At 72.6% G+C, this 24808-nt stretch carries 19 protein-coding genes and 1 tRNA gene; 12 read left to right on the forward strand and 8 right to left on the reverse strand.

The window, feature by feature from the left end:
• Nucleotides 1–46: 46 nt before the first annotated feature.
• The 3 genes from mfd to ACFQ79_RS22175 form a co-directional block, all read right to left on the reverse strand.
• A complete protein-coding gene (gene mfd / locus ACFQ79_RS22165) occupies nt 47–3601 on the reverse strand; it encodes a transcription-repair coupling factor (protein ID WP_383586071.1) in 3555 nt (1184 codons plus the stop codon).
• Nucleotides 3602–3824: 223 nt separating this feature from the next.
• Nucleotides 3825–6398, reverse strand: coding sequence for an ABC transporter permease (locus tag ACFQ79_RS22170; RefSeq protein ID WP_383586073.1), 2574 nt, complete (start codon nt 6396–6398; stop codon nt 3825–3827).
• Nucleotides 6395–7234, reverse strand: a complete 840-nt coding sequence (locus ACFQ79_RS22175; protein ID WP_383586075.1) for an ABC transporter ATP-binding protein — start codon at nt 7232–7234, stop codon at nt 6395–6397. Before ACFQ79_RS22175 ends, ACFQ79_RS22170 begins: the two co-directional genes overlap by 4 nt.
• Nucleotides 7235–7697: 463 nt before the next feature.
• On the opposite strand from ACFQ79_RS22175, the gene ACFQ79_RS22180 reads away from it, so the two are divergent.
• Together ACFQ79_RS22180 and ACFQ79_RS22185 are read left to right on the forward strand one after the other, a co-directional pair.
• Complete coding sequence (locus ACFQ79_RS22180; protein WP_383586077.1) at nt 7698–9299, forward strand: MFS transporter; 1602 nt, start codon at nt 7698–7700, stop codon at nt 9297–9299.
• 116 nt (nt 9300–9415) lie between these two features.
• Nucleotides 9416–10150, forward strand: coding sequence for a translation initiation factor IF-2 (locus ACFQ79_RS22185; RefSeq protein ID WP_383586079.1), 735 nt, complete (start codon nt 9416–9418; stop codon nt 10148–10150).
• Between the two features lie 165 nt (nt 10151–10315).
• Here ACFQ79_RS22185 and ACFQ79_RS22190 read toward each other — a convergent pair whose 3' ends face one another.
• From ACFQ79_RS22190 to ACFQ79_RS22205, 4 genes are all read right to left on the reverse strand, one after another.
• Nucleotides 10316–10699: a VOC family protein gene (locus ACFQ79_RS22190; RefSeq protein ID WP_383586081.1), complete on the reverse strand. Its 384-nt coding sequence runs from the start codon at nt 10697–10699 to the stop codon at nt 10316–10318.
• A 63-nt stretch (nt 10700–10762) separates the two neighbouring features.
• The gene (locus tag ACFQ79_RS22195) at nt 10763–11659 is read right to left on the reverse strand and encodes a cellulose-binding protein (protein WP_383586083.1); all 897 of its coding nucleotides are present in this window, start codon (nt 11657–11659) and stop codon (nt 10763–10765) included.
• Between the two features lie 158 nt (nt 11660–11817).
• A complete protein-coding gene (locus ACFQ79_RS22200; protein ID WP_383586085.1) occupies nt 11818–14475 on the reverse strand; it encodes an SUKH-4 family immunity protein in 2658 nt (885 codons plus the stop codon).
• 7 nt (nt 14476–14482) lie between these two features.
• Nucleotides 14483–15481, reverse strand: a complete 999-nt coding sequence (locus ACFQ79_RS22205) for an SMI1/KNR4 family protein (protein WP_383586087.1) — start codon at nt 15479–15481, stop codon at nt 14483–14485.
• A gap of 267 nt (nt 15482–15748) precedes the next feature.
• On the opposite strand from ACFQ79_RS22205, the gene ACFQ79_RS22210 reads away from it, so the two are divergent.
• Both ACFQ79_RS22210 and ACFQ79_RS22215 read left to right on the forward strand, forming a co-directional pair.
• Entirely contained in the window at nt 15749–16264 is a 516-nt protein-coding gene (locus ACFQ79_RS22210) for a YwqJ-related putative deaminase (protein ID WP_383586089.1), read from the forward strand.
• 10 nt (nt 16265–16274) lie between these two features.
• Nucleotides 16275–16766: an SUKH-3 domain-containing protein gene (locus ACFQ79_RS22215; RefSeq protein ID WP_383586091.1), complete on the forward strand. Its 492-nt coding sequence runs from the start codon at nt 16275–16277 to the stop codon at nt 16764–16766.
• On the opposite strand, the gene ACFQ79_RS22220 is transcribed toward ACFQ79_RS22215, so the two are convergent.
• Nucleotides 16729–18060: a sensor histidine kinase gene (locus ACFQ79_RS22220; protein ID WP_383586093.1), complete on the reverse strand. Its 1332-nt coding sequence runs from the start codon at nt 18058–18060 to the stop codon at nt 16729–16731. The two genes, ACFQ79_RS22215 and ACFQ79_RS22220, sit on opposite strands and share 38 nt — an antisense overlap.
• A 114-nt stretch (nt 18061–18174) precedes the next feature.
• Here ACFQ79_RS22220 and ACFQ79_RS22225 point away from each other — a divergent pair, with 114 nt between their 5' ends.
• The 8 genes from ACFQ79_RS22225 to ACFQ79_RS22260 all read left to right on the forward strand — a co-directional run bounded on the left by ACFQ79_RS22225 (nt 18175) and on the right by ACFQ79_RS22260 (nt 24797).
• On the forward strand, nt 18175–19047 hold the full coding sequence (locus ACFQ79_RS22225) for a hypothetical protein (protein ID WP_383586095.1): 873 nt from the start codon (nt 18175–18177) through the stop codon (nt 19045–19047).
• 11 nt (nt 19048–19058) lie between these two features.
• Nucleotides 19059–19129 (forward strand) — tRNA-Gln (locus tag ACFQ79_RS22230).
• A 107-nt stretch (nt 19130–19236) separates the two neighbouring features.
• The gene (gene glmU / locus ACFQ79_RS22235; RefSeq protein WP_383586097.1) at nt 19237–20685 is read left to right on the forward strand and encodes a bifunctional UDP-N-acetylglucosamine diphosphorylase/glucosamine-1-phosphate N-acetyltransferase GlmU; all 1449 of its coding nucleotides are present in this window, start codon (nt 19237–19239) and stop codon (nt 20683–20685) included.
• Nucleotides 20686–20806: 121 nt separating this feature from the next.
• Nucleotides 20807–21781, forward strand: coding sequence for a ribose-phosphate diphosphokinase (locus ACFQ79_RS22240; RefSeq protein ID WP_030315367.1), 975 nt, complete (start codon nt 20807–20809; stop codon nt 21779–21781).
• A gap of 258 nt (nt 21782–22039) precedes the next feature.
• Nucleotides 22040–22627 (forward strand): 50S ribosomal protein L25/general stress protein Ctc, encoded by a 588-nt coding sequence (locus ACFQ79_RS22245; protein WP_030315368.1) that lies wholly within the window; start codon nt 22040–22042, stop codon nt 22625–22627.
• 98 nt (nt 22628–22725) lie between these two features.
• Nucleotides 22726–23322, forward strand: coding sequence for an aminoacyl-tRNA hydrolase (gene pth / locus ACFQ79_RS22250; protein ID WP_383586099.1), 597 nt, complete (start codon nt 22726–22728; stop codon nt 23320–23322).
• Between the two features lie 42 nt (nt 23323–23364).
• A complete protein-coding gene (locus tag ACFQ79_RS22255) occupies nt 23365–23808 on the forward strand; it encodes a hypothetical protein (RefSeq protein WP_383586101.1) in 444 nt (147 codons plus the stop codon).
• A 164-nt stretch (nt 23809–23972) separates the two neighbouring features.
• Complete coding sequence (locus ACFQ79_RS22260) at nt 23973–24797, forward strand: LPXTG cell wall anchor domain-containing protein (protein ID WP_383586103.1); 825 nt, start codon at nt 23973–23975, stop codon at nt 24795–24797.
• Nucleotides 24798–24808: the final 11 nt, after the last annotated feature.

The raw sequence follows: 24808 nt of genomic DNA on the forward strand, positions 1-24808 counted from the left end.
GGCCGGGGTGCGCGGGCGACCGCCCGCGCAGCCCGGCCCGGCTCCGCTACGACCCCAGGATCGTCGTCAGGAACTCCCCGGTCCACGCGAGCAGTTCGCGGCCCACGACCGGCTTTCCGCCGATCTTGCCCGCCGTCGGGCGCGGTACCAGGATCTGATGGACGGCCGGCTTGATGACGGTCCGCGGGTAGAGCCGCTTCAGGCGGAGTTCCTGCGACTCGCGCAGTTCCACCGGGGCGAAGCGAATGTTCGGGCCCTGCAGCACGATCTCGCCGACGCCGCACGCGCGCGCCAGCATGCGCAGGCCCGCCACCAGGAGGAGGTTCTCGACCGGCTCCGGCAACTTGCCGTAGCGGTCGACGAGTTCCTCACGGACCGCCCTGATGTCCTCCTCCGAGTTGGCCGACGCGATCGAGCGGTAGGCCTGCAGACGGAGCCGCTCGCCCGGCGCGTAGTCGTGCGGCATGTGGGCGTCGACCGGCAGCTCGATCTTGACCTCCAGCGGGGCCTCCTCCTCCACCCCGCCCTCCATCTGCGCCCGGTAGTCCGCGACGGCCTCGCCGACCATCCGGACGTACAGGTCGAAGCCGACGCCCGCGATGTGACCGGACTGCTCGCCGCCGAGCAGGTTGCCCGCGCCGCGGATCTCCAGGTCCTTCATCGCCACGTACATGCCCGCGCCCATCTCGGTGTGCTGGGCGATCGTCGCGAGCCGCTCGTGCGCGGTCTCCGTGAGCGGCTTCTCCGGCGGGTACAGGAAGTACGCGTAGCCGCGCTCCCGGCCACGGCCGACGCGGCCGCGCAGCTGGTGGAGCTGCGAGAGACCGAAGTTGTCGCCGCGCTCGACGATCAGGGTGTTGGCGTTGGAGATGTCGATGCCGGATTCGACGATGGTCGTCGAGACGAGGACGTCGAACTTCTTCTCCCAGAAGTCGACGACGACCTGTTCGAGGGCCGACTCGGACATCTGGCCGTGCGCCGTCGCGATCCGCGCCTCGGGGACGATCTCGCGCAGCCGCGCCGCCGCCCGGTCGATCGAGTCCACCCGGTTGTGGATGTAGAAGACCTGGCCCTCGCGCAGGAGTTCACGCCGGATCGCGGCGCCGATCTGCTTCTCCTCGTACGGGCCGACGAAGGTGAGGACGGGGTGGCGCTCCTCCGGCGGGGTCGTGATGGTCGACATCTCGCGGATGCCGGTGACCGCCATCTCGAGCGTACGGGGGATGGGGGTGGCCGACATGGTGAGGACGTCGACGTTGGCACGGAGCTTCTTCAGCTGCTCCTTGTGCTCGACGCCGAAGCGCTGCTCCTCGTCGACGATGACCAGGCCCAGGTCCTTGAACTTCGTCTCGGAGGCGAACAGGCGGTGGGTGCCGATGACGATGTCGACCGAGCCCTCCCGCATGCCCTCCAGGGTCGCCTTCGCCTCCGTGTCCGTCTGGAAGCGGGACAACGCCCGTACCTTCACCGGGAACTGGGAGTACCGCTCGGAGAAGGTCCCGAAGTGCTGCTGCACGAGCAGCGTCGTCGGCACGAGGACCGCGACCTGCTTGCCGTCCTGCACCGCCTTGAAGGCCGCGCGGACCGCGATCTCCGTCTTTCCGTAGCCCACGTCGCCGCAGATCAGGCGGTCCATGGGGACGGTCTTCTCCATGTCCTCCTTCACCTCGGCGATGGTGGACAGCTGGTCGGGCGTCTCCGCGTACGGGAAGGCGTCCTCCAGTTCGCGCTGCCACGGGGTGTCCGGGGCGAAGGCGTGCCCGGGGGCCGCCATCCGCGCCGAATACAGCTTGATGAGGTCGGCCGCGATCTCCTTGACGGCCTTCTTCGCGCGGGCCTTCGTCTTCGTCCAGTCCGCGCCGCCGAGCCGGTGCAGGGTCGGCGCCTCGCCGCCCACGTACTTGGTGACCTGCTCCAGCTGGTCGGTCGGGATGTACAGCCGGTCGCCGGGCTGGCCGCGCTTGGCGGGGGCGTACTCGACGAGGAGGTACTCGCGGGTCGCGCCCTGCACGGTCCGCTGCACCATCTCCACGTACCGGCCGACACCGTGCTGCTCGTGCACGATGTAGTCGCCGACCTCCAGGGTCAGCGGGTCGATGGTCTTGCGGCGCTTGGCCGGCATCCGCTGGCCGTCCTTGCCGGCCGCCTTCTGGCCGGACAGGTCGGTCTCGGTGAGGACCGCGAGCTTGAGCGCGGTGTCGACGAAGCCGTAGTCGATGGAGCCGGTCGCCACGTGGACGACGGACGGGGAGATCTCCGCGGGGCCGCCCGCCTTCGAATCGAAGGCGGTGAGGCGGGCGGCGATGCCCTCGCCGCCGAGGACCTCGACCGTCCGGGTCGCGGGGCCGTGGGCCTCCGTGACGTAGACCGTGCGCCAGCCGTCGGCCAGCCAGCCCTTGGTGTCGGCGAGCGCGCGTGCGGTGTCGCCGCGGTACGACTCGGGGGCGTGCATGCCGAGCGTGAGGGTGTCACCGTCGCCGTCGGCCGTCACGTCCGCCGCGAACGGCGACACCGACCACCAGGACATCCCCAGCTCGCGCGCCCGGTCCCGGACGTCCGCGATCCCCCACAGGGAGGCCGCGCCGACGTCGATCGGGGCCTCGCCGCCGCCGGCCGTGGCCGCCCAGGACGCCTGGAGGAACTCCTGGCTCGTGGCGACGAGGTCCGAGGCCCGGGTCCGCACCCGCTCCGGGTCGCAGACCACGGCCAAGGCGCCCTTCGGGAGGACGTCGAGCAGCAGCTCCATGTCGTCGACGAGGACCGGCGCGAGGGACTCCATGCCCTCGACCGCGATCCCCTCCGCGATCTTGTTGAGCAGCTCGCCCAGCTCCGGGTGCTCCTCGGCGAGCGCCGCCGCCCGCTCCCGTACGTCCGCGGTGAGCAGCAGCTCACGGCAGGGCGGCGCCCAGAGTCCGTGCTCGGCCACTTCGAGGGACCGTTGGTCGGCGACCTTGAAGTACCGGATCTCCTCGACGTCGTCGCCCCAGAACTCGATCCGGAGCGGGTGCTCCTCGGTCGGCGGGAAGACGTCCAGGATGCCGCCGCGCACGGCGAACTCGCCGCGCTTCTCGACCAGCTCGACCCGGGAGTACGCGGCGGCCGCCAGGCCCTCCACGATCTCGTTCAGATCGGCCGTCTGCCCGCTCCTCAGCGCCACCGGCTCCAGGTCGCCGAGGCCCTTGACCTGCGGCTGGAGCACGGAGCGGATCGGGGCGACGACGACGCTCACCGGGCCGGCGGCCGGGTCGTCGTCCCGCGGGTGCGCGAGACGGCGCAGTACGGCGAGACGGCGGCCGACGGTGTCGGAGCGGGGCGAGAGCCGCTCGTGCGGCAGGGTCTCCCAGGAGGGGTACTCGACGACCGTGTCCGGGTCGAGCAGTGACCGCAGCGCGGCGGCGAGGTCCTCGGCCTCCCGGCCGGTCGCGGTCACCGCGAGCACCGGCCGCCCCGAGTCCCGGGCGAGCGCGGCGACGGCGAAGGGCCGGGCGGCCGCGGGACCGACCAGATCCACGTGCGGGCGGTTCCCGTCGGCGGCGGCCTTCACCGCCTCGGCGAGGGCCGCGTCCTTGACGACGACATCGAGCAGACCGTGCAGGCTCATGAAGCTTTCCATCCCGAGGGGTGACGGGGGCGGGCAACGCGAACAGCCCGACACGTCGCACGGGCCGGGGTGTCCAGCGTACGACGCGCCACGGACACCCGCTCCCGTAACACGACCCACCGGCCCCGGCCCCCGTCCCGCGCACGGTCGTCCGCCCCACCCCCGTGCGGGCGGACGACCACGCCTCTCACCCCGCCCCCGTGGGCGGGTGGGCAGCCCTCGGCTACTCGCTCGCGATCGCGTTCAGGACGTTCATCCGGCCCGCCCGGAACGCCGGGACCAGCGCCGCGAACAGCCCCACGAACGCCGAGCCCACGAACACCGTCAGGATCGTCGGCCACGGGATCTCCAGGACCCCGAGGCCCTCGAGCGCGAGGAGCTTCTGGGCGGCCGTGCCCCAGCCCATGCCCAGGCCGAGGCCGAGGAGCGCGCCGAACAGGGCGATCACCACCGACTCCAGGCGGATCATGCGCCGCAGCTGGCGGCGGGAGAGGCCGATGGCCCGCATGAGCCCGATCTCCCGGGTCCGCTCGACGACGGAGAGGGCCAGGGTGTTCACGACGCCCAGGATCGCGACGACGATCGCGAGGGCGAGGAGCCCGTACACGATGTTGAGCAGCTGTCCGACCTGGTCCTGCAGCTGTTCCTTGTAGTCGGCCTGGTTGCTCACCTTGTACTGCGGGTACGGCACGAGCGCGTCCTTGAGGGCCTGGTAGGCCGCGGTCTCCTGGCCGTCCTTCGCGCTGGCGAGCAGGAGCAGGCTCTGCGGCATGCGGTCGGCGGGGACGTACTCGGCCAGGGTGGTGACGTTGGTGTACATCGCCCCCTTGTCGACCTGCCCCGTGTCCGCGGTGATCGCCGCGACCTTCAGCTTCGCCTTCTCGCCGCCCTTGAACGCGACGGTCAGCACGTCGCCGACCTTCACCTCGTGCTCGGTGGCGTAGTCGCTGCCGACCGACATCGCGCCCTTGCCGTACGCGTCGGTGAGGGTGCCCGCGGTGGTCTCCCGGCGCAGGTCCTTCACGTACGACGGTTCGGTGGCGGCCAGGTCGGCGGTCGTGGTCCTGCCGCGCGGGTCGGTGACGGTGGCGTCGACCCACCGGTACTCGGTGACGTGGTCGAGGCCCGGCGCCTTCTCCAGGGCCGCCTGGGCCTGCGGGACGATCGGCTGTCCGGTGCCGGACTGCACGATGAAGTCGGCGCCGACGGACCGGTCCAGCTCGTCGGTGGCCGAGGCGACCATGGAGGAGCCGACGACCGACAGGGCGGCGACGAGCGCGAGGCCGATCATCAGGGCCGCGGCGGTGGCGCCGGTGCGGCGCGGGTTGCGGAGCGCGTTCCGCTCGGCCATCCGGCCGACCGGGCCGAAGATCCGCAGGACGACGACGCCGAGGGCCCGGACGACCGCACCCGCGAGGAGCGGGCCGACGACGACGAAGCCGAGGAGGGAGAAGAGGACGCCGAGGCCGAGCCAGAGGGAGCCGGCGGCCGCCTCCTCGGCGCGGGACGCCGCCACGAGCGCGGCCGCTCCGGCGGCGGTGAGGGCGAGACCGATGCCGCCGCGGATCCGGCCGGCCCTGCCGTCGGCGGGGGTGCCCGCGTCGCGGAGGGCGGCCATCGGGGAGATCTTCCCGGCGCGGCGGGCCGGGATGTAGGCGGCGAGGACGGTGACGACGATGCCGAGGACGAGGCCGACGACCGGGGTCGTCCACGTGACGGTGAGGTCGTCGGTGGAGAGCTCCATGCCGATCGCGGACATGAGCTTCATCAGGCCGACGGCGAGTCCGACGCCGGCGGCGACTCCGGCGACGGAGCCGACGAGGCCGAGGAGCAGCGCCTCGATGAGGACGGAACGGTTCACCTGCTTGCGGCTGGAGCCGATGGCCCGCATGAGACCGATCTCGCGGGTGCGCTGGGCGACCAGCATCGAGAAGGTGTTGACGATGAGGAAGATGCCCACGAGGAAGGCGATTCCGGCGAAGCCGAGCATCGCGTACTTCATGACGTCGAGGAAGCCGGCGACGTCCTCGCGGCCCGCGTCGGCGGACTCGGCGGCGGTCTGCAGCTTGTAGCCGTCGCCGAGGGAGGCGCCGATGTTCTTCTTCAGGGTGTCATCGCTGACGCCGGGCTTGGCGTCGGCGGTGATCTGGGTGAACAGACCTTCCTTGCCGAGGAGTTCGCGCTGCGCGGTGGCGGTCTCGAAGTAGACGACCGTGGCGCCCGGGTTGGTGACCTTGAAGTCGACGATGCCGGAGATCTTCGCGGTGAAGTCGCCGGCGACGGAGATCGTCCGCAGTTCGTCGCCGATCTTCAGGCCGTGCTTCTCCGCGGTGTCGCCGTCGACGACCACCTCGGTGGGGCCGCGCGGCTCGTGGCCGGAGGCGATCTCCACCGAGCGCAGCTCGTTGGGGCTCCAGTTGACGGCGATGGTCGGGGCGCCGCTGGTGGGCCCGACGTTCTTGTTCTTCGCGTCGACGACGGTGACGCTGGTCGAGATGACCGCGCCCTGCGCCGCCTCGACGCCCTCGGTCTTCCGGACCTGCTCGACGAGCGAGGCGGGGAAGGACTCGGGACGGCCGGTCTGCGGGCTCTCGTCGTCGACCGCGGCGCCCTTGGGGCTGACGGTGACGTCGGATGCGGTCGACGCGAAGAGCTTGTCGAACGTCGTGTTCATGGTGTCGGTGAACACGAGGGTGCCGCTGACGAACGCGACGGACAGCAGGACGGCGACGGCGGAGAGCGCCATGCGTCCCTTGTGCGCGAAGAAGTTGCGCAGCGAGGTCTTCAGGACGCTCATGACGTCCGCCCGCGCGCGTCGAAGTCCTTCATGCGGTCGAGGACGGCGTCGGCGGTCGGCCGGAGCATCTCGTCCACGATCCGTCCGTCGGCGAGGTAGAGGACCCGGTCCGCGTAGGAGGCGGCGACGGGGTCGTGGGTGACCATGACGATCGTCTGGCCGAGCTCGTCGACCGAGGTGCGGAGGAAGCCGAGGACCTCGGCGCCCGCCCGCGAGTCCAGGTTTCCGGTCGGCTCGTCCCCGAAGATGATCTCGGGCCGGGCGGCGAGGGCGCGGGCCACGGCCACACGCTGCTGCTGGCCGCCGGAGAGCTCGTTCGGGCGGTGCTTGAGGCGCTCGGAGAGACCGACGGTGTCGACGACCCGGCGCAGCCACTCGGCATCGGGCTTGCGGCCGGCGATGTCCATCGGCAGCGTGATGTTCTCGATGGCGCTCAGGGTCGGCAGCAGGTTGAACGCCTGGAAGATGAAGCCGATCCGGTCCCGGCGCAGCTGCGTGAGCTTCTTGTCCTTGAGCCGGGTGATCTCGGTCTCGTCGAGGAAGATCTCGCCGCTGGTGACGGTGTCGAGCCCGGCGAGGCAGTGCATCAGGGTCGACTTGCCGGAACCCGAGGGCCCCATGATCGCGGTGAACTGTCCGCGGGCGATGTCGACGTCGACGGAGTCCAGCGCGACGACCCGGGTCTCCCCGGAGCCGTACGCCTTGACGACCTGACGCGCCCGCGCGGCGACGGCCGTACGCCCACCCGCCGCCCGACCACCGCCCCTCAACGAGGCGCTGCGCGCCGCACCTTCATCGTCGCCCCCGTGCCTGGGGATGGTCACAGCCGTGGTCACGGTTTTCTCCTAGCGGTGGAGTGGAACAGCGGGTGGGTTTGTAAGTTCAAGTTAAGGAGCGGGGAGCGGAGTTCTCCTCCTCCGCCGGGACGAACGGCCCCTGGCCCGTATGGGGGAGATCCCCCTAAGGGGCGTCCACCCGAGGCACCCCCGCCATCGCACCGCCGACCCGTTTCCGGCCCTGCCCCGACGCCTCCGGCCACGCGGGCGACGCCCCCACCTGCGCCACCGTCGTCCCCGGTCGTGCCGGACACGTGTGAGGGCCTCCACCTTGAGGTGGAGGCCCTCCCCTCACCCGGCGGGTCGGGGAGATCCCTGACGCGGGGGTCGCGGGCGCGGGTTCCCGGAGGCGCGGGATGGGGAGCGGGATGCGGAACGGCACGCCTTGGGGGTTCCTCCGCGTCGGGTACGGGTGAGACCCTGTCGAGCAAACATTTAGGTGTACAAAGAAAGGGTTCTCGCGGTGACCGAGTCCTCCACGACACCGGCGGGCACCCCCGCCGGAAAGGCCGGAGCCGCCGGCGGAAGGACCGGAGCCGACGCCGGAAGGGCCGGAGCCGCCGCCGCACCCGGCACGCCGACGCCCCGGCGCCGCGGCCCCGTCGTGGCCGCCCTCATGCTCGGCATGGGGCTCGCCGCCATCGACGGCACCATCGTGTCCACGGCCGTCCCCCAGATCGTCGGCGACCTCGGCGGACTCGCCGTCTTCTCCTGGCTGTTCTCCGGCTATCTGCTCGCCGTGACGGTCACCCTGCCGGTGTACGGGAAGCTCAGCGACACCTTCGGCCGCAAGCCGGTCCTGATCGCCGGGGTCGTCCTCTTCCTCGTCGGCTCCCTGCTGTGCGCGGCCGCCTGGAACATGGCCTCCCTCATCGCCTTCCGCGTCGTCCAGGGCCTCGGCGGCGGCGCGCTCCAGGGCACGATCCAGACGATCGCCGCGGACCTGTACCCGTTGAAGGAGCGCCCCAAGATCCAGGCGAAGCTCTCCTCCGTGTGGGCCGCGTCCTCGGTCGCGGGCCCGGCGGCGGGCGGACTCCTCGCGGGGTACGCGGACTGGCGCTGGATCTTCCTGATCAACCTGCCGGTGGGTCTGGTGGCGCTGTGGCTGATCGTCCGGCACCTGAAGGAACCGGCCCGCACCACGCCACGCGCGCGCGTACGCATCGACTGGGCGGGCGCCCTGTCGATCTTCGCCACGGGAGCGCTCCTCCTCACCGCCCTGGTCCAGGGCGGCGTCGCCTGGCCCTGGCTGTCGGCCCCGTCCCTGGGGCTCCTGGCGGGAGCGGCCGTCCTGGGCGTGGTGACGGTGGCCGTCGAGAGGCGTGCGGCGGAACCGATCATCCCCGGCTGGGTCTGGCGCCGCCGCACGATCTCCGCCGTCAACCTCGCGCTGGGCGCGCTGGGCCTGCTCATGGTCGCGCCGACGGTCTTCCTGCCGACGTACGCGCAGTCGGTCCTGGGCCTCGGGCCGATCGCGGCCGGTTTCGTGCTCTCGGTGATGACGCTGAGCTGGCCGATCAGCGCGGCGTTCTCGAACCGGATCTACGGCCGGATCGGCTTCCGCCTGACGGCCGTCATCGGCATCTCCCTGGCCCTGGTCCTGCTCCTGGTGTTCCCGTTCCTCCCCTTCCCGGGGGAGCCCTGGCAGCCGGCCCTCATCATGCTCCTGCTGGGCGCCGCGCTCGGCCTCTTCCAACTGCCGCTGATCGTGGGCGTGCAGTCGACCGTCCCGTACGAGGAGAGGGGCACGACCACCGCGTCGGTCCTCTTCTGCCGCCAGGTCGGACAGAGCGTGGGGGCGGCCCTGTTCGGCGCGGTGGCGAACGCGGTCCTGGCCGCCCGCCTGGGCGGCGGCGACCTGGACACCCTGGCCCGCGCGCTCGACGCGCCCGGCTCCCTGACGGCGGGGGCGATGGACGGTCTGCGGCGCGCGGTCGACGCGGCGGTCGACTACGTCTTCGTGGGCGCGGCGGCCGCGGCGGCCCTGGCGCTCCTGGTCCTCCTCACCCTGGCACCGCGCCGCTTCCCGGTCCTGAAGGAGGCGACGGGCGACGACTCCGGCTGACCTCCGCGAAGGGGGCCGGCTCCGCCGGACCGCGGCACCGCCTGAGTACGCGTACCCGAACCGGCCTGAGTACGAAGACCGTTGCCCATGGCGCCTCGACGGGCGAGAGTGGGCACATGCGCCGACTGCTGCTGCTCGCACCGCTGTTGCTGTCGATCGCCGGCTGCGGGGTGGTGAACTCCGCCGAGGGCGAGGCGACGGACGCCGCACGGGAGGTGGCCCGGAAGGCGGGCGAGCGCCTCTACAGCCAGCGTCCGCGCACGGCCGAGGAGGTCGGGCGCTCCGCCGCCGGCCTCGACGGGGTGGAGGTCCTGCGGGTGACGGGCACCGCGACCCACGACGGCGACGGCGTCGACCTCGTCGTCCGCACCTCCGGCACGGGGTACGAGGGATGGCTCGCCCGCGAACCGGTCACCGTGCGGCGCTGCTTCGAGGTCCGGGTGTCCCCCCGAACGGAGTGGGGGGAGGAACCCGGGGACGCGGACTGCCCGGACGGCCCCCCGCTGGCCTTCGCCCCGCCGCCTCAGCCGCCCCGGCTGCCGTACGAGGAGCTCCGCGCGAACCTCCCCCGGGTGCCGAAGACCGGCCGGGTGGACGAGGCCGAGGTGCGCCGTGTGGTCGCCGGCCTGGACATGGACCCGGCGATCCGTACCGAGGTGGCGGCGGACGACGGACGGGTCGGCGTCCTCCTGCTGGTGAAGGGCAACGGATTCGACGCGCAGGACTGCCTGCTCGCCCGGGTGGCCCCGGGCGCCACCGAGGTGTGGTCGCCGTCCCGGATCCAGCGGATGCCGGGAGAGGGCGGCTGCTCCACCGCCAACGCCTTGAACCCGCTGCCGCCACCGCACTGACCGGGCCGCCCTGCCATGCGGCCGACCGGGCCACCCCGGCCATCCCGCCGACCGAGCCACCCCGGCCATCCCACCGACCGGGCCGCCCTGCCATCCCGCCGACCGGGCCACCCCGGCCGCGCCCTTGCCGTACGGGCCCACCCGACGGGACCGGCCCGCCCCCGGTCACGCGCCGCCCGGCCGCTTCCGGGGCGAGATGCAGAACGGGTGCCCCGCCGGGTCCAGGACGACCCGCCACAGGTCGGGGCGCGGCTGGGCCGTCGGCACCGTCGCGCCCCACTCCACGAGCCGGGCCACCGCCTCGTCCAGGTCGTCGACGTCGAAGTCGAGGTGCAGCTGCTGCGGCACGTCCCGGCCGGGCCACGTCGGGGGGCGGTAGCCGTCGACGCGCTGGAAGCCGAGGAGCAGCCCGCCGTCACCACCGCCGACACCCGCGAACTCCTCGTCCGACCGCTCGTGGAGCGGCAGTCCGGTGGCCCGGTGGTAGAAGCCGGCGAGGGCCAGGGGGTCGGCGCAGTCGAGATTGACGGCGGTCGGTCGCATCAACATGGGCGTGAGCTTAGACAGTTGGGCCGGGGAGGGCAGGACCGCGGGTCTCCGCAGGCCGGGCCGCTACCCCTCGCCCTCGTCCTCACCCTCGTCCTCGTCCGCCGTCCCCGCGCGGCCCGTCAGTGCCGCCAACGAGTTGCGGATGTGGTCCATGTGGCCGTGGATCTCGTCCCGGGCCTCCTCGTGCTCCCGCAGCACGCGCTCCGTCTCGCGCTCAGCCCGCTCCGCCTTCATCCGGGCCTCCGCGAGCAGTCCGCCCGCTCTCGCCTCCGCGTCCTCCTGGCCGTGCCGGGCCTGCTCCTCGGTCTCCGCCAGGGACCGCTGCGCCTCCGCGAGCCCCGCCTCCGCCGCGGCGGTCAGCTCCTCGTGGTGGGCGTCCAGGGCGGCCGCCCGGCCCTCCGCCGCACGTTCCGCCTCCTCCCGTACGGCCGTCTGCTCGGCGCCCTGCTCCGCGAGGAGGTCCGCGGCGCGCCGCTCGGTCTCCCCGAAGGCCTCCCGCGCCCCGGTCAGCCGCTCCTCCGCCTCGCGCCGCGCGTCCGTCGTCAGCTCCTCGGCCCGCGCCCGCGCCGTCGCCAGGGTCGCGCCCGCCGCCGCGTCGGCCGCCGCCCGGACGCCCTCCGCGTACGCCCGCGCCGCCTCCGCCGCCTCCCGGCCGGCCGTCTCCGCCGCCTCCGCGAGGGACTGCGCCTCCGCCTCGGCGGCCCGTACGAGCGTCTCGTCCTCCAGCTCCGCCAGCTCCAGGATCTTCCCCGCCCGGCCGCCGAGGGTCTCGTACCGGTGCGGCACCAACGCCTCGACGGCCGCGCGCAGCCGGACCGCCTCGGTCTCCATCTCCTTCGCGAGGACGGTGAGCCGCGCGGCCCGCTCCCAGGCTCCGTCGCGGTCCCGGGAGAGCGCTGCGAGATGGCGGTCGACCTGCTCGGGCCGGTATCCGCGCCCCCGTCCGACAGCGAAACTCATCCCTGGCGCCCCTTCCCTGTGCCCGACCCGAACGTCCAGGATGCTGCATCAGAACGGACAAAAGACGCCCAACGCGCATACACGTCGAGCGCCTTTCATCACATTCTGTCCAGCAGAGTCTGTCCAGCGGTACCGGCGGGAAACCCCGGCCCCACCTTCTACAGAAGCCCGTCCCACATCTGCTCGAGCAGCACCGACCACCAGTTCTCCGGCGACGACAGCGCCGCCGGGTCCAGCATCGCCAGCTGCGCCTGGAAGTCGACCGTCCAGCGGCCCGCCTGCTCCGGGTTCAGCCCGAACCGCAGCCGCCACATCCGGCCGAGCAGCGCCATCGCGCGGGTGAACTCCGGCAGCCCGGTGTTCACGAACTGCGGCGGCACCGACTGCCCGCCGGGACCGGCCTCCACCGGCACCGCCACGATGTGCGCGGTCCCGTACTGGACGCAGATCGCCCGGCCGAAGTCCGAACCGAGCACCAGGTACGAGCTGGCGTCCGGCGCGGCCTGGACCTGCCGCTGCGCCGCGAGCTCCGCCAGCGTCGGCACCACGGGCACCGCGGGCTGCGCCCAGAAGAACGGCCCGAAGTCCGCCGGCAGACCCGCCCACACCAGCGTGCGCGCCACCAGCTCCGGCACGCCCTGCCGCGACACGGCGCGCTGGTCGAAGCGGAGGATGCCGGGACCGAACGCCCCGGCCAGCTCCTGCGCGATCGCCTCCGGCGGGACCGGCGGCGCCGGCTGCACCTGCGGCAGCGGGGCCCGCACCGGCGCCGGTCGCGCGGGACCGTCCGCGACCTGGTGCAACTCGCCCTGATGGGTGAGAAGTTGCCCCATGCCCTGCTGGCGGCCCGCGTGATCACGGCCGTACGGGGCGATGCTGGTGATCCGCGCCTGCGGCCAGGTCTCCCGGATCATCCGCGCGCAGTAACCACCGGGCAGCTCACAGGACTCCAGCTCCGTGTGGAGTTCGAGCACCTGCTGCGGCGGCACGTTCATCGCGCGCAGCTCGTGCAGGATCTGCCACTCGGGATGCGGGGTGCCCGGCGCCGAACGCCGGATGATCTGCGCCTCGGAACCGTCGGGCGCGCGATAGCGCAGCACCGCCTGGTAGCCGGGACCGACCGTCGGCTGACCCGCCGGCTGCGGATAGCCGTACGCGGGGGGTACGGCCCCGGGCACGGGACCGGGACCCGGAACCGGACCGGGCACCGGACCCGGCGCGGACGGCGGCACGTGACCGCCGTGCAGCGGCGGCGGCGGAGCCGGCGGGCCGGGGGGCTGCGGCGCCGTCGGACCGGCCGGACCCGGGTGGGCCAGCATCGTCGCGGCGTGCTCGATGCCGCCCGCGGGCGTACCGGGCACACCCGGCGGCGGCGGGGGCGGCGGAGGCGCGCCCGGACCGCCCTGGTTGGGGTGCGCCAGCATCGTCGCCGCGTGGTGCACGGGCTGCGGCGGCGTCGGCGGCCCGGGCGGGGCCGGAGCGGGCGGCGGGCCGGGCGGACCCGGCTGCGCGGGCGGCCTGGGCCCCTCGGGCCCGAGCTGCGACACCAGCTGGGTGGGGATGTACGCACCGGCGCCCGACGAGCCGCCGGGGACACCCGGCGCTCCCGGCGGCGGCGGGGGCGCCGCGGGGCCGCGCCCGCTCTTCGGCGGCAGCGCGGCCTTGCTGGTCGCCGCGTCCGCGATGTCCCGGGCACCCGGCGCCGAGGGCGCGGGGGCCGGCGCGGGAGGCGGCGGCAGACCGGGACCGGCGGCCTGCGGAGGCGCGGGAGCGTGAGGCGCGGACGGCGGGGCATGCGGGGCAGGTGCGGCCGGAGCGCCGCCCGCCGGAGCGCCGCCCGGCGGCGGCGCGGACGGGTCGAGCCGGGGCGCCACGGCGGTCGGCGGCAGCGCGCTGCCGCCCTTCATCAGGGCGGTCGGCGCGTCGGCACCCACCTGCGGCGGCGGGGTGTCCTCGTCGTCCGTTCCCGACAGCGCCGGCGCGAACACGGTCGCGGGCAGCGGCACCGCGCCGTCCGCACCACCGGAGCTCGCGTTGGCATCGGCCCACGGACTCGGCGCGGGGGGCGGAGTCGGCGCGGGCACGGGACCGGGCGCCGGCACGGACGCGGGCGGCGCCGGAGGCGCGACCGGAGGCACGACCGGAGCAGCGGGGGCCACGGCCGCCGGGGCCGGGACGGCCTGAGCCGGGACGGCCGGAGCCACGGGGCCCGAAGCCGCACCCGCGCCCGCGCCCGGCGTCTCCGCCGGAACCCCGTCCATCGCGGTCGGCTCGTACGCGACGGCACCCGCCACCGCGGACACCCCCGCGCCCTCCGACGAAGAGGACGACGAGGCCACCGAGGCAGAGGGCCCCGTCTCCGCCGCCGCCACCGGCTCCGACACGTCGTCCGTCGACGCCGAGGAACTCCCGCTCTCCTGCGAGGCGTTCGGCTGCTTCGGCAGCCCGATGCGGTCCGCCGCGTCCTGCAGCCACTCCGGCGGACTCAGCAGGAACGACGTCTGGTTCAGATCGATCCGCGCCGCCGGCACGGCCGCCTGCGCCGGAACGTCCTCCGACGTCCCGTACTCCTCCTCGTACCGGCGGATCACCTCACCCACCGGCAGCCCCGGCCACAGCGTCGCCTCACCGCTGTCCCGGGCGATCACCAGACGCTGACGCCCGCCGTCCGAGGTCGGACCGCCCTCGCGGTCCTCCGCCCACACCACGAACCCCAGCTCGAACTCCCGCACCCGCACCTCACGGTGCTGATACGACGGCAGGTCGCCGTTGATCCATTCCTCGGCGCGCTCCTGCGCCTGCGCGAACGTCACCACAGCCCACTCACTCCCCCACCGGGACGACCGGCACCGCACGCGCGAAGCCACCGTCCACCATCAGGTTCGCCACCGTCTCCAGCTCCGGCGGATTGCCCGCGAGCCGCTGCAGAAACGCGTCGAAGTCCGCACCGCACGGCAGCAGCAGCCGCGCCACCCGCTCACCCACCGACCAGCCCGCCGCCACCTCGCCGGAGTCCCGGGCGTCGTCGTACGCGCAGAACCACACCGAACCGACCCCCTCACCCCGCACCTTCAGCGCGATCAGACCGCCCTGGACGAACGCCACGCCCAGATAGTCCTTGGTCAGATGGTCACGGAGGCACTTGTTGACGTAGACGAGGTCGTTGACCCCCGCCTCCTCCCGCACCGTGAAGAACGGCTGGTCGACCAGGAGCCCCAGCTCCGCGTCGAGCGCCGCACCCACCGGGGCGCACCCGCCGGCCGCCCGCAGGAACGAGCGGTACGCCCCCGGAAGCCGGTAGCCGAGATCCTCCTCGACGCCCTGGAGCTGCTGCTCCGACACCGACACCAGCCCCTTCGGCAGCCCGAAGTGCGCCGGCCGGGTCTCCTGCAACGGGCGCGTGCCCCGCTTCGTGTGGTCGACGGCGGCCGTCGCCACCCCGCCGTGATGGCGCAGCAACGCCTTCACCTCGACCGGGACCAGCTCCATCCGCCGGCTGCGGGCCACGTGGTGCCACGTCCAGCCGTGCGGCGTCGCCACCGACGGGATCGTGTCCCACAGCTCGTGACCGGTCGCCGCCATCGCCGCGTTCGCCGACACGTAGTCCGTGAGCCGCAGCTCGTCGACGCCGAAACCCTCCGGCGGGTCGGCGATCTCCGCCGCCGCGCGCGCGTACGGCGAGAAGTCCGGATGACCGAACTCGTCCACCCGCACCCCTCTCGGGTGCCGGGAGGCCCGGACCGGGTCCGGGAAGTGCACGACCTGCCCGGCATAGGCCGCGTTCGGTGGCGCGGTGTCCTGCCCGAGCCGACCTGTCGTCATGGCGGTTGCCCCCTGCACTGGCGTCGCTGACTGCTACTACCCGCAGCCGCTGGCTGCTCCTGACTGATGCCGCACAGCCTATGCGCTGGCACAAGAGCCCGAACCGGCCCGATCCGACGGTGACCAACTGTCACGACGCCATGACAGGCGCACCATGATTCCGACACACCGAAGCCGCGTTTCAGCGCCCCAGCTTCCCCATATGGCTCCCTATTTGGCAGGCTGTCCACGCAACTCGGGGGATTGCAGGAGGGGAAGACCAGCACCATGCACGCAGCACCGACACCCACACAGGGTGACCCACGCCTCAACTGGAGCAGCAGCGCCGACACCACACGCGCGCCCTTACTGCGTCAGCGCCGCGACGGCATCCTTCCCGCCGTCGGGGCCGCCCTCTCCGTCCGCGGCGAGACGACCCTCACGTGCACCGCCGGCCGCGGCGACCGGCCGCCCACCCTGCACGCCCTCGTCCAGGACTTCCTGGACACCCTCACCAGCGGCCAGCGCGAACGCTTCACCGGACGCTGTCCCGAGGCGATCCTGCTCTCCCGGCACCTCACCGCCGCCGAGAACGCCCGCTCCAAACGCGCCCAGCGCAAACCGCTCACCCCCGGCGAGGCCCGCCGCTCCCTCAAGCACGCCAAGCTCACCGCACGGCACATCCGCGAGGACGGGGACCCCCTGCACGGCAGCTACGCCGCACCCTGCCGCTCCTGTACGGCGATGCTCGCCCACTTCGGCGTCCGCACCGTCGACCCCACCACGCCTGTCGAGAACGGCTGACCGCACGCACATGCCCGACCACCTCAGCACGACCCGGTTCCCGGTCAACGTCGACGCCGCCCTCCGCGAGGCCGGCTGGCAGCCCGGCCGCTGGGACATCAAGCTCGCCGAAGAATGGGCCGACACCCTGCGCGCCCACCTCTCCCCCGCGGGACACCGGCACAGCGTCTTCCCCGCCGTCGTCGAGGCCTGGGCCGAGTTCGGCGGCCTGCGGATCTCCGCACCCGGCCACGGCCGCCAGATAGCGCCCGCGGCCGTCCGCTTCGACCCGCTCGCCGGACTCCACCTCTCCCGCACCCTCGGCGACCTCGGCCGCGCCCTGGACACGGAGCTCGCGCCGCTCGGCGAGGAGGGCGACCACCAGGCCGTCCTCGCCATGGACATGGAGGGACGGGTCTACAGCCTCGACCACGCGGGCGACTGGTACCTCGGCAAGGACATCGACGCGGCGCTCTCGACCCTCGTCACGGGCGCACAGCCGACCCGCCTGACGGCGGGGTGACGGTCGGCAGCACCGCCGACACCTTGAACCCGCCCGCGTCGGTCACCCCGGAGACGAACACCCCGCCGAGCCGCAGCACGCGCTCCCGCATGCCGACGAGACCGTTCCCGCCGCTCGGCAGCCGTACGTCGGCGACGCCCGCGTCCGAGGGACACGGACCGTTCTCCACCTGCATCGCGACCTCGGCCTCCCGGTGCGCGAGCCGCACCACGACCTCGGCGCCCGCCGCGTGCTTGTGGACGTTGGTCAACGCCTCCTGCACCACCCGGTACGCCGTGCGCTCCACCTCGGGCGGATAGGCCCGCGCGTCACCGACGACGACGAACTCCACCACGGCGCCCGCGAGCCGGGACTGCTCGCACAGTCCCTCCAGCGCGTCCAGGGAGGGCCCGTCCTCGGCGGCGGCCTCGGCGGCAGCGGCGGCGGCCCGCCCGACGGCCGCCAGCGGCACGGGAGCGGGGGCCACCGGAGCGGTCCCCTCCCGAAGCACTCCCAGCATCTCCCGCAACTCGGTCAACGCCTGCCGCCCCATGTCGCCCACCAGGGCGGCGTTGCGCACGGCCTTCTGCGGATCCTTCAACGCCACCGCCTGGAGCGCCGCCGCGTGCACCACCATCAGCGACACCCGGTGCGCCACCACGTCGTGCATCTCACGGGCGATCCGCGTCCGCTCCTCCTGCCGCGCCCACTGCGCCCGCTGCTCGGCCCGGTCCGCGAGCAGCGACAGCTCCTGCTCCAGGCTGTCCGCCCGCTCCCGCAGGCTCTCCATGAGCCGGCGGCGCGCCCCTATGTAGAGGCCGAAGAGGAGCGGCGGCGCGTTGAGCCCGAGGGTCATGAAGAGCGAGACGACGGGCACGTACCAGCCGCTCGGGTCGATCTCGGCCCGGGCGACGTCCTGCCGCATCCGGACCGCGGTCACGACGAACACGGCGACCGTCGACATCCCGGCGAGCAGGGCGGTGATCCGACGGGGCACCTCGGAGGCGGCGAGCGAGTACAGCCCGACGATCCCCATGAGGAAGCCCATCTCGGCGGGCGTCACCGCGATCGACACGAGGACGACGCCGATGGGCCACCGCCGCCGTACGAGCAGCACGGACCCGACGAGGAATCCGAACAGCACCCCGACGGGCAGGGGCAGCGAGGCCTGCTCGGCGAACCGCACCCCTTCGAACGCGCACTCGATGGCGGACACGAGGGCGAGCCCCCCGTCGAGCACGGCACTCCGCCGTCTCCCCCACCACCACCATGTCCCGACGCCCACGGCGTCCCGGTCTGCCCCCGTTGTGGTCATACCCACCACCCTACGGGCGAGGCCCTGCGTCAACGCTGCACACACCAGTCCCTCGAACTGTTGAATCGACAGGCTTTCGACCCGGACGTCCGCATTCCGGACGATGGTGTTCGCATGACAGCCGAGACGAGCAGGTACACCGACTTCGAGGGCTTGCGGGAGCAGGCGGTCGCGCTCCGCCGCGAGGGGCTCAGCCGCCGCCGGATCCGGGACCGCCTCCACATCGACAACAACGATCTCCTCAACCGACTCCTCGAAGGCGAACCGCCGCCGGAATGGACGAAACGCCCAAACGCCAAGGACGACCTGCGCGACCGGGCGAGGGAGCTACGACTCCAGGGCATGACCTACGACCGGATCCAGCTGGAGCTGGGCTGCTCGAAGAGCTCGATCTCGCTGTGGGTACGGGATCTGCCGAAACCCGAACGGAAGCGGTCCCGCGAGGAGGCCTCCGAGATCGCCCGCAGGGGATGGGAGCCGGTTCTGCGCCGGCGGGAGGAGGAACGGCAGGCCACCAAGGACACGGCGGCCGCGGAGATCGGCGAGATGTCGGAGCGCGAGCTCTTCCTGCTGGGGGTGGGGCTCTACTGGGCAGAGGGCACCAAGGACAAGGAGCACGCCCGCCGGGAGCGCGTGACGTTCGTGAACAGCGACCCCGGGATGATCCGGATCTTCACCGCCTGGCTGGACCTCCTCCGCATCGACCCCACGCGCAGGAGGTACTACGTGATGATCCACGAGACCGCCGACGCGGCGGCCGCCGAGCGGTACTGGAGCGACCTCGTCGGCGTCGACGCCTCCACGTTCAACAAGACCACCCTCAAGCGCCACACGCCCCGCACCAACCGCAAGAACGTCGGCGACGGCTATCACGGGTGCCTCGTGATCCAAATCCTCGGGAGCGCCGATCTGTACCGTCGCATCGAGGGGGCCTGGTGCGGCATAGTAGGGGCGGCCGGGACTACCCAAGCGGGTATTCGGACATAGAGGGCGAACCATCCCGGATCGTCTAAGGGCAGGACAAATGGTTTTGGTCCATTGAATGAGGGTTCGAATCCTTCTCCGGGAGCCTCTGAGCGGGTCCTGACCACCACGGTCAGGACCCGCACTCATGTCCGCCACCCTGCCCCCCGGTATCCTTCGTGCGTCCACCACCCAAAGCCGAAGGGCATTCCCGTGAGCGCCAATCGCCCGGCCGCCGTCGTCGTCCTCGCAGCGGGTGAGGGCACCCGCATGAAGTCGAAGACCCCCAAGGTCCTCCACGAGATCGCCGGGCGCTCGCTCGTCGGGCATGTCGTCTCCGCCGCCCGGGAATTGGAGCCCGAGCACCTCGTCGTGGTCGTCGGGCACGCCCGCGAGCTGGTGAAGGGGCACCTGGAGGAGCACTACGCCGGGACCCGCACCGCCGTCCAGGAGGAGCAGAACGGCACCGGGCACGCGGTGCGGATGGCCCTGGAGGAGCTCGGACAGACGCCCGAGGGGACCGTGGTCGTCGTCTGCGGCGACACCCCGCTGCTGTCCGGCGAGACGCTGCGCGCCCTCGCCGACACCCACGCCGCCGACGGCAACGCCGTCACCGTGCTGAGCGCCGAGGTCCCGGACTCCACCGGGTACGGGCGGATCGTGCGGGACCCGGCGACCGGGGCCGTGACCGAGATCGTCGAGCACAAGGACGCCTCCGACGAGCAGCGGGCGATCCGGGAGATCAACTCCGGCGTGTTCGCGTTCGACGGGCAGCTGCTCGCCGACGCCCTCGGCAAGGTCCGGACGGACAACAGCCAGGGCGAGGAGTACCTCACCGACGTGCTGAGCATCCTGCGCGAGGCCGGGCACCGCGTCGGCGCCTCCGTCGCCGACGACCACCGCGAGATCCTCGGGATCAACAACCGCGTGCAGCTCGCCGAGGCTCGCGGCCTGCTGAACCGGCGGCTGATCGAGCAGGCCATGCTCGCCGGCGTGACCGTGGTCGACCCCGCGTCCGTCTTCGTGGACGTCACCGTGACCTTCGAGCCCGACGCCGTCCTGCTGCCCGGCACCCAGCTCCTCGGGACGACCCACATCGGCGAGGACGCCGTGGTCGGCCCGAACACGCGCCTGAAGGACACCCGCGTCGACAAGGGCGCCCGGGTGGACAACACCGTCGCCGACTCCGCCGTCATCGGCGAGAGCGCCTCCGTGGGGCCGTTCGCGTACCTCCGTCCGGGCACGAACCTCGGCCGGAAGTCCAAGGCCGGCACGTACGTCGAGATGAAGAACGCGACGGTCGGCGAGGGCACCAAGGTCCCCCATCTGTCGTACGTGGGCGACGCCACGATCGGCGAGTACTCGAACATCGGCGCGGCGAGCGTCTTCGTGAACTACGACGGCGAGGCGAAGCACCACACCACGATCGGGTCGCACTGCCGGACCGGGTCGGACAACATGTTTGTGGCTCCCATCACGATCGGGGACGGCGCGTACACCGCCGCGGGGTCCGTGATCACGAAGGACGTGCCGGCCGGCTCGCTCGCCGTCGCCCGGGGCCAGCAGCGGAATATCGAGGGTTGGGTGGCCCGGAAGCGTCCCGGCAGCGCTGCCGCGCAGGCCGCTCAGGCCGCCTCGGAGGACTCCGCCGGCGAAAGCTGACCGGAAACGGGTACGTCGAACTCGGCGTACCGTGATACGTGCACACAAATTCGGCTGGCTCGCACACGCGCACGACAGCTCGTGGAACGCGGCCAGACAACACGTCTGAGGAGACAGTGCTGTGACCGGGATCAAGACGACCGGCGAGAAGAAGCTGATGCTCTTCTCCGGCCGCGCCCACCCCGAGCTGGCCGAGGAGGTCGCGCACCAGCTGGGCGTCGGCCTCGTTCCGACCAAGGCGTTCGACTTCGCCAACGGTGAGATCTACGTCCGCTTCCAGGAGTCGGCCCGCGGCGCGGACTGCTTCCTGATCCAGAGCCACACGGCTCCGATCAACAAGTGGATCATGGAGCAGCTGATCATGATCGATGCTCTGAAGCGGGCCTCGGCCCGGAGCATCACCGTGATCATCCCGTCGTACGGCTACGCCCGTCAGGACAAGAAGCACCGCGGCCGCGAGCCGATCTCGGCGCGTCTGGTCGCGGACATGCTGAAGACGGCCGGCGCGGACCGCATCCTGACGGTGGACCTGCACACGGACCAGATCCAGGGCTTCTTCGACGGCCCGGTGGACCACCTGTCGGCGCTGCCCGTGCTCGCGGACTACGTGGGCGCCAAGGTCGACCGCTCCAAGCTGACGATCGTCTCCCCGGACGCGGGCCGCGTGCGGGTCGCCGACCGCTGGTGCGACCGGCTGGACGCGCCGCTGGCGATCGTGCACAAGCGTCGTGACAAGGACGTCGCCAACCAGGTCACCGTGCACGAGGTCGTCGGTGACGTGAAGGGCCGCGTCTGCGTCCTGGTGGACGACATGGTCGACACCGGCGGCACGATCTGCGCCGCGGCGGACGCCCTGTTCGCGCACGGTGCCGAGGACGTCATCGTGACGGCCACGCACGGCATCCTGTCGGGGCCGGCGGCGGACCGTCTGAAGAACTCCAAGGTGAGCGAGTTCGTGTTCACGGACACGCTCCCGGTGCCGGGCGCGCTGGAGCTCGACAAGATCACGGTGCTGTCGATCGCGCCGACGATCGCGCGCGCGGTGCGTGAGGTCTTCGAGGACGGTTCGGTGACGAGCCTCTTCGAGGAGCACTGACGTCACGGCGAGAAGCCGGTACGCGAGGGCCGTTTCCCCGTTCGGGGGAGCGGCCCTCCGCCGTGTTCGGGTGATCGAATTGGGTGGTGGGGCGGCGGGCCGGTAGACTGCCGTAGTTGCTCGGCGAGGGAGGCCGTACCCGTACGGATGTACAGGGTCACGGCGGTCCGTTATCGACGCGCTCTTCGTAGCAGGCCATCGCCAGTCGTGGCCGGGTGACCCGGTTTTCTTTCGTCACCTTTCTACGAGGAGTGCACCATGTCCGAGGTCAAGCTCGCCGCTGCCGTCCGTACCGAGTTCGGCAAGGGCGCCGCCCGCGCGATCCGCCGCAACAACCAGGTCCCCGCCGTCGTCTACGGCCACGGTTCCGAGCCGGCGCACGTCACCCTCCCGGCCCACGACCTCGCCCTCGCGCTGCGTACGCCGAACGTCCTGCTCTCCCTGGACGTCGACGGCAAGAACGAGCTGGCGATCCCGAAGGCCGTCCAGCGTGACGCCATCAAGGGCTTCCTCGTCCACGTCGACCTGCTGCTCGTCAAGCGCGGCGAGAAGGTCACGGTCGAGATCCCGGTCCACGCCGAGGGCGAGCTCGCCGCCGGTGGCAACCTGCTCGAGCACGTGCTCAGCACCCTCTCCATCGAGGCCGAGGCCACCCACCTCCCCGAGGCCGTCACGGTCTCCGTGGAGGGCCTGGAGGCCGGTGCCTCCGTCCTCGCCGGTGACATCACCCTGCCGAAGGGCTCGACCCTGGTGACCGACGCCGAGGCCGTCGTCCTCCAGGTCCTGGCCGCGCAGGCCGAGGAGCCGGCCGCCGAGGCCGAGGCCACCGAGGGCGAAGAGGCCTGAGCCGTAGGCTCTGCCTGACGTGACGGGGTGACGGGCCGCACGGCCCGCCACCCCGTTTTCCGTATCTGGACGTACCTGGACGAGGAGACCCGACGCACATGACCGATGACGCGAACGCGCCCTGGCTGATCGTCGGCCTCGGCAATCCCGGGCCGGAGTACGCGGCCAACCGGCACAACATCGGGTTCATGGTGGTGGACCTGCTCGCCGAGCGGATGCGGGGCTCGTTCAAGCGGGCGGGGAAGGCGCAGGCGCAGGTCGTCGAGGGCCGGATGGGCCCGCCGGGACCTGCGAGCCGTCGGGTGGTGCTCGCGAAGCCGATGTCGTACATGAACCTGTCGGGCGGCCCGGTGACGGCGCTGCGCGACTTCTACAAGGTGCCGACGGCGCGCATCGTGGCGATCCACGACGAGCTGGACATCGACTACGGGGTGCTGCGGCTGAAGATCGGCGGCGGCGACAACGGCCACAACGGTCTGAAGTCGATGACGAAGGCGATGGGCGCGGAGTACCACCGGGTGCGGTGCGGGATCGGGCGTCCGCCGGGCCGGATGCAGGTGGCGGACTTCGTCCTGAAGGACTTCTCGTCGACGGAGCGCAAGGACCTGGACTGGTTCGTGGACCGGGCGGCGGACTCGGTGGAGTGCCTGGTGGCGGAGGGGCTGGAGCGGGCACAGTCCGCTTATAACTCCTGAGGCCGGTGGGGCTCTCGCAGTACGACTGTACGATCGCGGGTCATGACGCACGTCCGTAACGCCGCCATGGCCCTCGTCGCCCTCCTTCTCGTGGTCGCGGGCGCCTGGACCTCCTGGAACTCGGCCCAGCACGTCCTGCTCGCCAAGGGTCGGGAGCACGGCACGCTGACGGTCACCGGCTGCACCGACGACACGTGCAGCGGCCGGTACGCCCCCGAGGACGCCTCCTCGAACCGCCGGACGCTGACGATCGCGCGTTCGGTGGCGGCGGAGAAGGGCGTGACGATCCCGGTGGTGGTGAAGCCGGGCACGGACGAGGGCGTACGGACGGGCTGGGGCGGCGGCCTGCACGCGTGGCTGCCGCTGGGCGGGGCGCTGCTGCTCGCGGCGCCGCTGATCGGCGGCGGTCTGCGGCTGCCGAGGACGGCGTGGTCGATGGCGGGCGCGGGGGCGGCCGTGCTCGTGGCGGCGTTCTTCGCGCTCTGAGGGCCTGAGGGCCCTGAGGGGTGCGGCCGGGGTGCGGCCGGATTCCACCGGCTCCCGACGCGATCGTTGTGGGGCTCTGGTGTGAGGCCGGCATAAAGCGGCGGATAGTCTGCCCTCCTGCCACCCCCCACGGCATCCCTCATCCCATAGATGGACGACTGCACATGCGACGTTCTCTCATACCCGCCGCCGCGTTCGTCGCGGCCATGGCAGGCTCCCTCGTCCTGGCGCCGGTGGCTTCCGCGTCGGAGTCCCCCAAGCCCGCGCCCCTGCCGCTGCACCAGGTCGAAGACCTGCCCCTGACCGCCGAGGAGTTCGGCGAGAAGGGCGAGTGCCCGACGGTGCCGGCCGGCAAGGACGGCTGGCACTTCGTACTGCCGGGCAGCGGCAAGGGCGACTCCGCCGTCTTCACCAAGCTGACGGTGGAGTTCCAGCCGGGTGGCATCCAGACCATCACGACCTTCGGCCCGCCGAGCGACAAGCACGCCTACGCGACCTCCGAGCCGGGCGCCAAGCTGGTCTCCGCCTCGGCCGAGGTCTCCGCCCCGGTCAAGCAGGGCTGGTTCAACCTGTCCCACACCTGCCCGGCCACCCCCGTCTCCGAGACCACCCCTCCCGTCACGGAGACCCCTGGTACCGAGACCCCCGGCACGGAGACTCCCGGTACCGAGACCCCCGGCACGGAGACACCCGGTACCGAGACCCCCGGCACGGGAACCCCGGGTACCGAGACCCCCGCTCCGTCGGAGACCGCCCCTGGTGCCTCCGACACCCCGGGCGCCTCGGAGACCCCCGGTGGCACCGAGTCGCCGTCCGCCTCCACCCCCGCGGGTGAGACCGGCGGCAACGGCGGCACGGGCAGCACGGGCGGCGACCTCGCCGAGACCGGCGCCGGCGCCCCCGTGGGCGTTCTCGCCGCCGTCGCCGTGGCCCTCGCGGGCGCCGGCGCGTTCCTGGTGACCCGCCGTCGCAAGGCCCAGCAGCACTAAGGGCCGGCGGG

The sequence above is a fragment of the Streptomyces sp. NPDC056480 genome, assembly GCF_042795405.1.
Lineage (GTDB): Bacteria > Actinomycetota > Actinomycetes > Streptomycetales > Streptomycetaceae > Streptomyces.

What these genes read in the sequence shown, in the direction of transcription:
- ACFQ79_RS22205 (WP_383586087.1), bottom strand. Translation starts at nt 15,481, where the DNA reads ATGACGACAGGTCGGCTCGGGCAGGACACCGCGCCACCGAACGCGGCC.
- ACFQ79_RS22210 (WP_383586089.1), top strand. Translation starts at nt 15,749, where the DNA reads ATGCACGCAGCACCGACACCCACACAGGGTGACCCACGCCTCAACTGG.
- ACFQ79_RS22195 (WP_383586083.1), bottom strand. Translation starts at nt 11,659, where the DNA reads ATGAGTTTCGCTGTCGGACGGGGGCGCGGATACCGGCCCGAGCAGGTC.
- ACFQ79_RS22185 (WP_383586079.1), top strand. Translation starts at nt 9,416, where the DNA reads ATGCGCCGACTGCTGCTGCTCGCACCGCTGTTGCTGTCGATCGCCGGC.
- ACFQ79_RS22260 (WP_383586103.1), top strand. Translation starts at nt 23,973, where the DNA reads ATGCGACGTTCTCTCATACCCGCCGCCGCGTTCGTCGCGGCCATGGCA.
- ACFQ79_RS22245 (WP_030315368.1), top strand. Translation starts at nt 22,040, where the DNA reads ATGTCCGAGGTCAAGCTCGCCGCTGCCGTCCGTACCGAGTTCGGCAAG.
- ACFQ79_RS22190 (WP_383586081.1), bottom strand. Translation starts at nt 10,699, where the DNA reads ATGTTGATGCGACCGACCGCCGTCAATCTCGACTGCGCCGACCCCCTG.
- ACFQ79_RS22225 (WP_383586095.1), top strand. Translation starts at nt 18,175, where the DNA reads ATGACAGCCGAGACGAGCAGGTACACCGACTTCGAGGGCTTGCGGGAG.
- pth (WP_383586099.1), top strand. Translation starts at nt 22,726, where the DNA reads ATGACCGATGACGCGAACGCGCCCTGGCTGATCGTCGGCCTCGGCAAT.
- ACFQ79_RS22255 (WP_383586101.1), top strand. Translation starts at nt 23,365, where the DNA reads ATGACGCACGTCCGTAACGCCGCCATGGCCCTCGTCGCCCTCCTTCTC.
- mfd (WP_383586071.1), bottom strand. Translation starts at nt 3,601, where the DNA reads ATGAGCCTGCACGGTCTGCTCGATGTCGTCGTCAAGGACGCGGCCCTC.
- ACFQ79_RS22215 (WP_383586091.1), top strand. Translation starts at nt 16,275, where the DNA reads ATGCCCGACCACCTCAGCACGACCCGGTTCCCGGTCAACGTCGACGCC.
- ACFQ79_RS22170 (WP_383586073.1), bottom strand. Translation starts at nt 6,398, where the DNA reads ATGAGCGTCCTGAAGACCTCGCTGCGCAACTTCTTCGCGCACAAGGGA.
- ACFQ79_RS22220 (WP_383586093.1), bottom strand. Translation starts at nt 18,060, where the DNA reads ATGACCACAACGGGGGCAGACCGGGACGCCGTGGGCGTCGGGACATGG.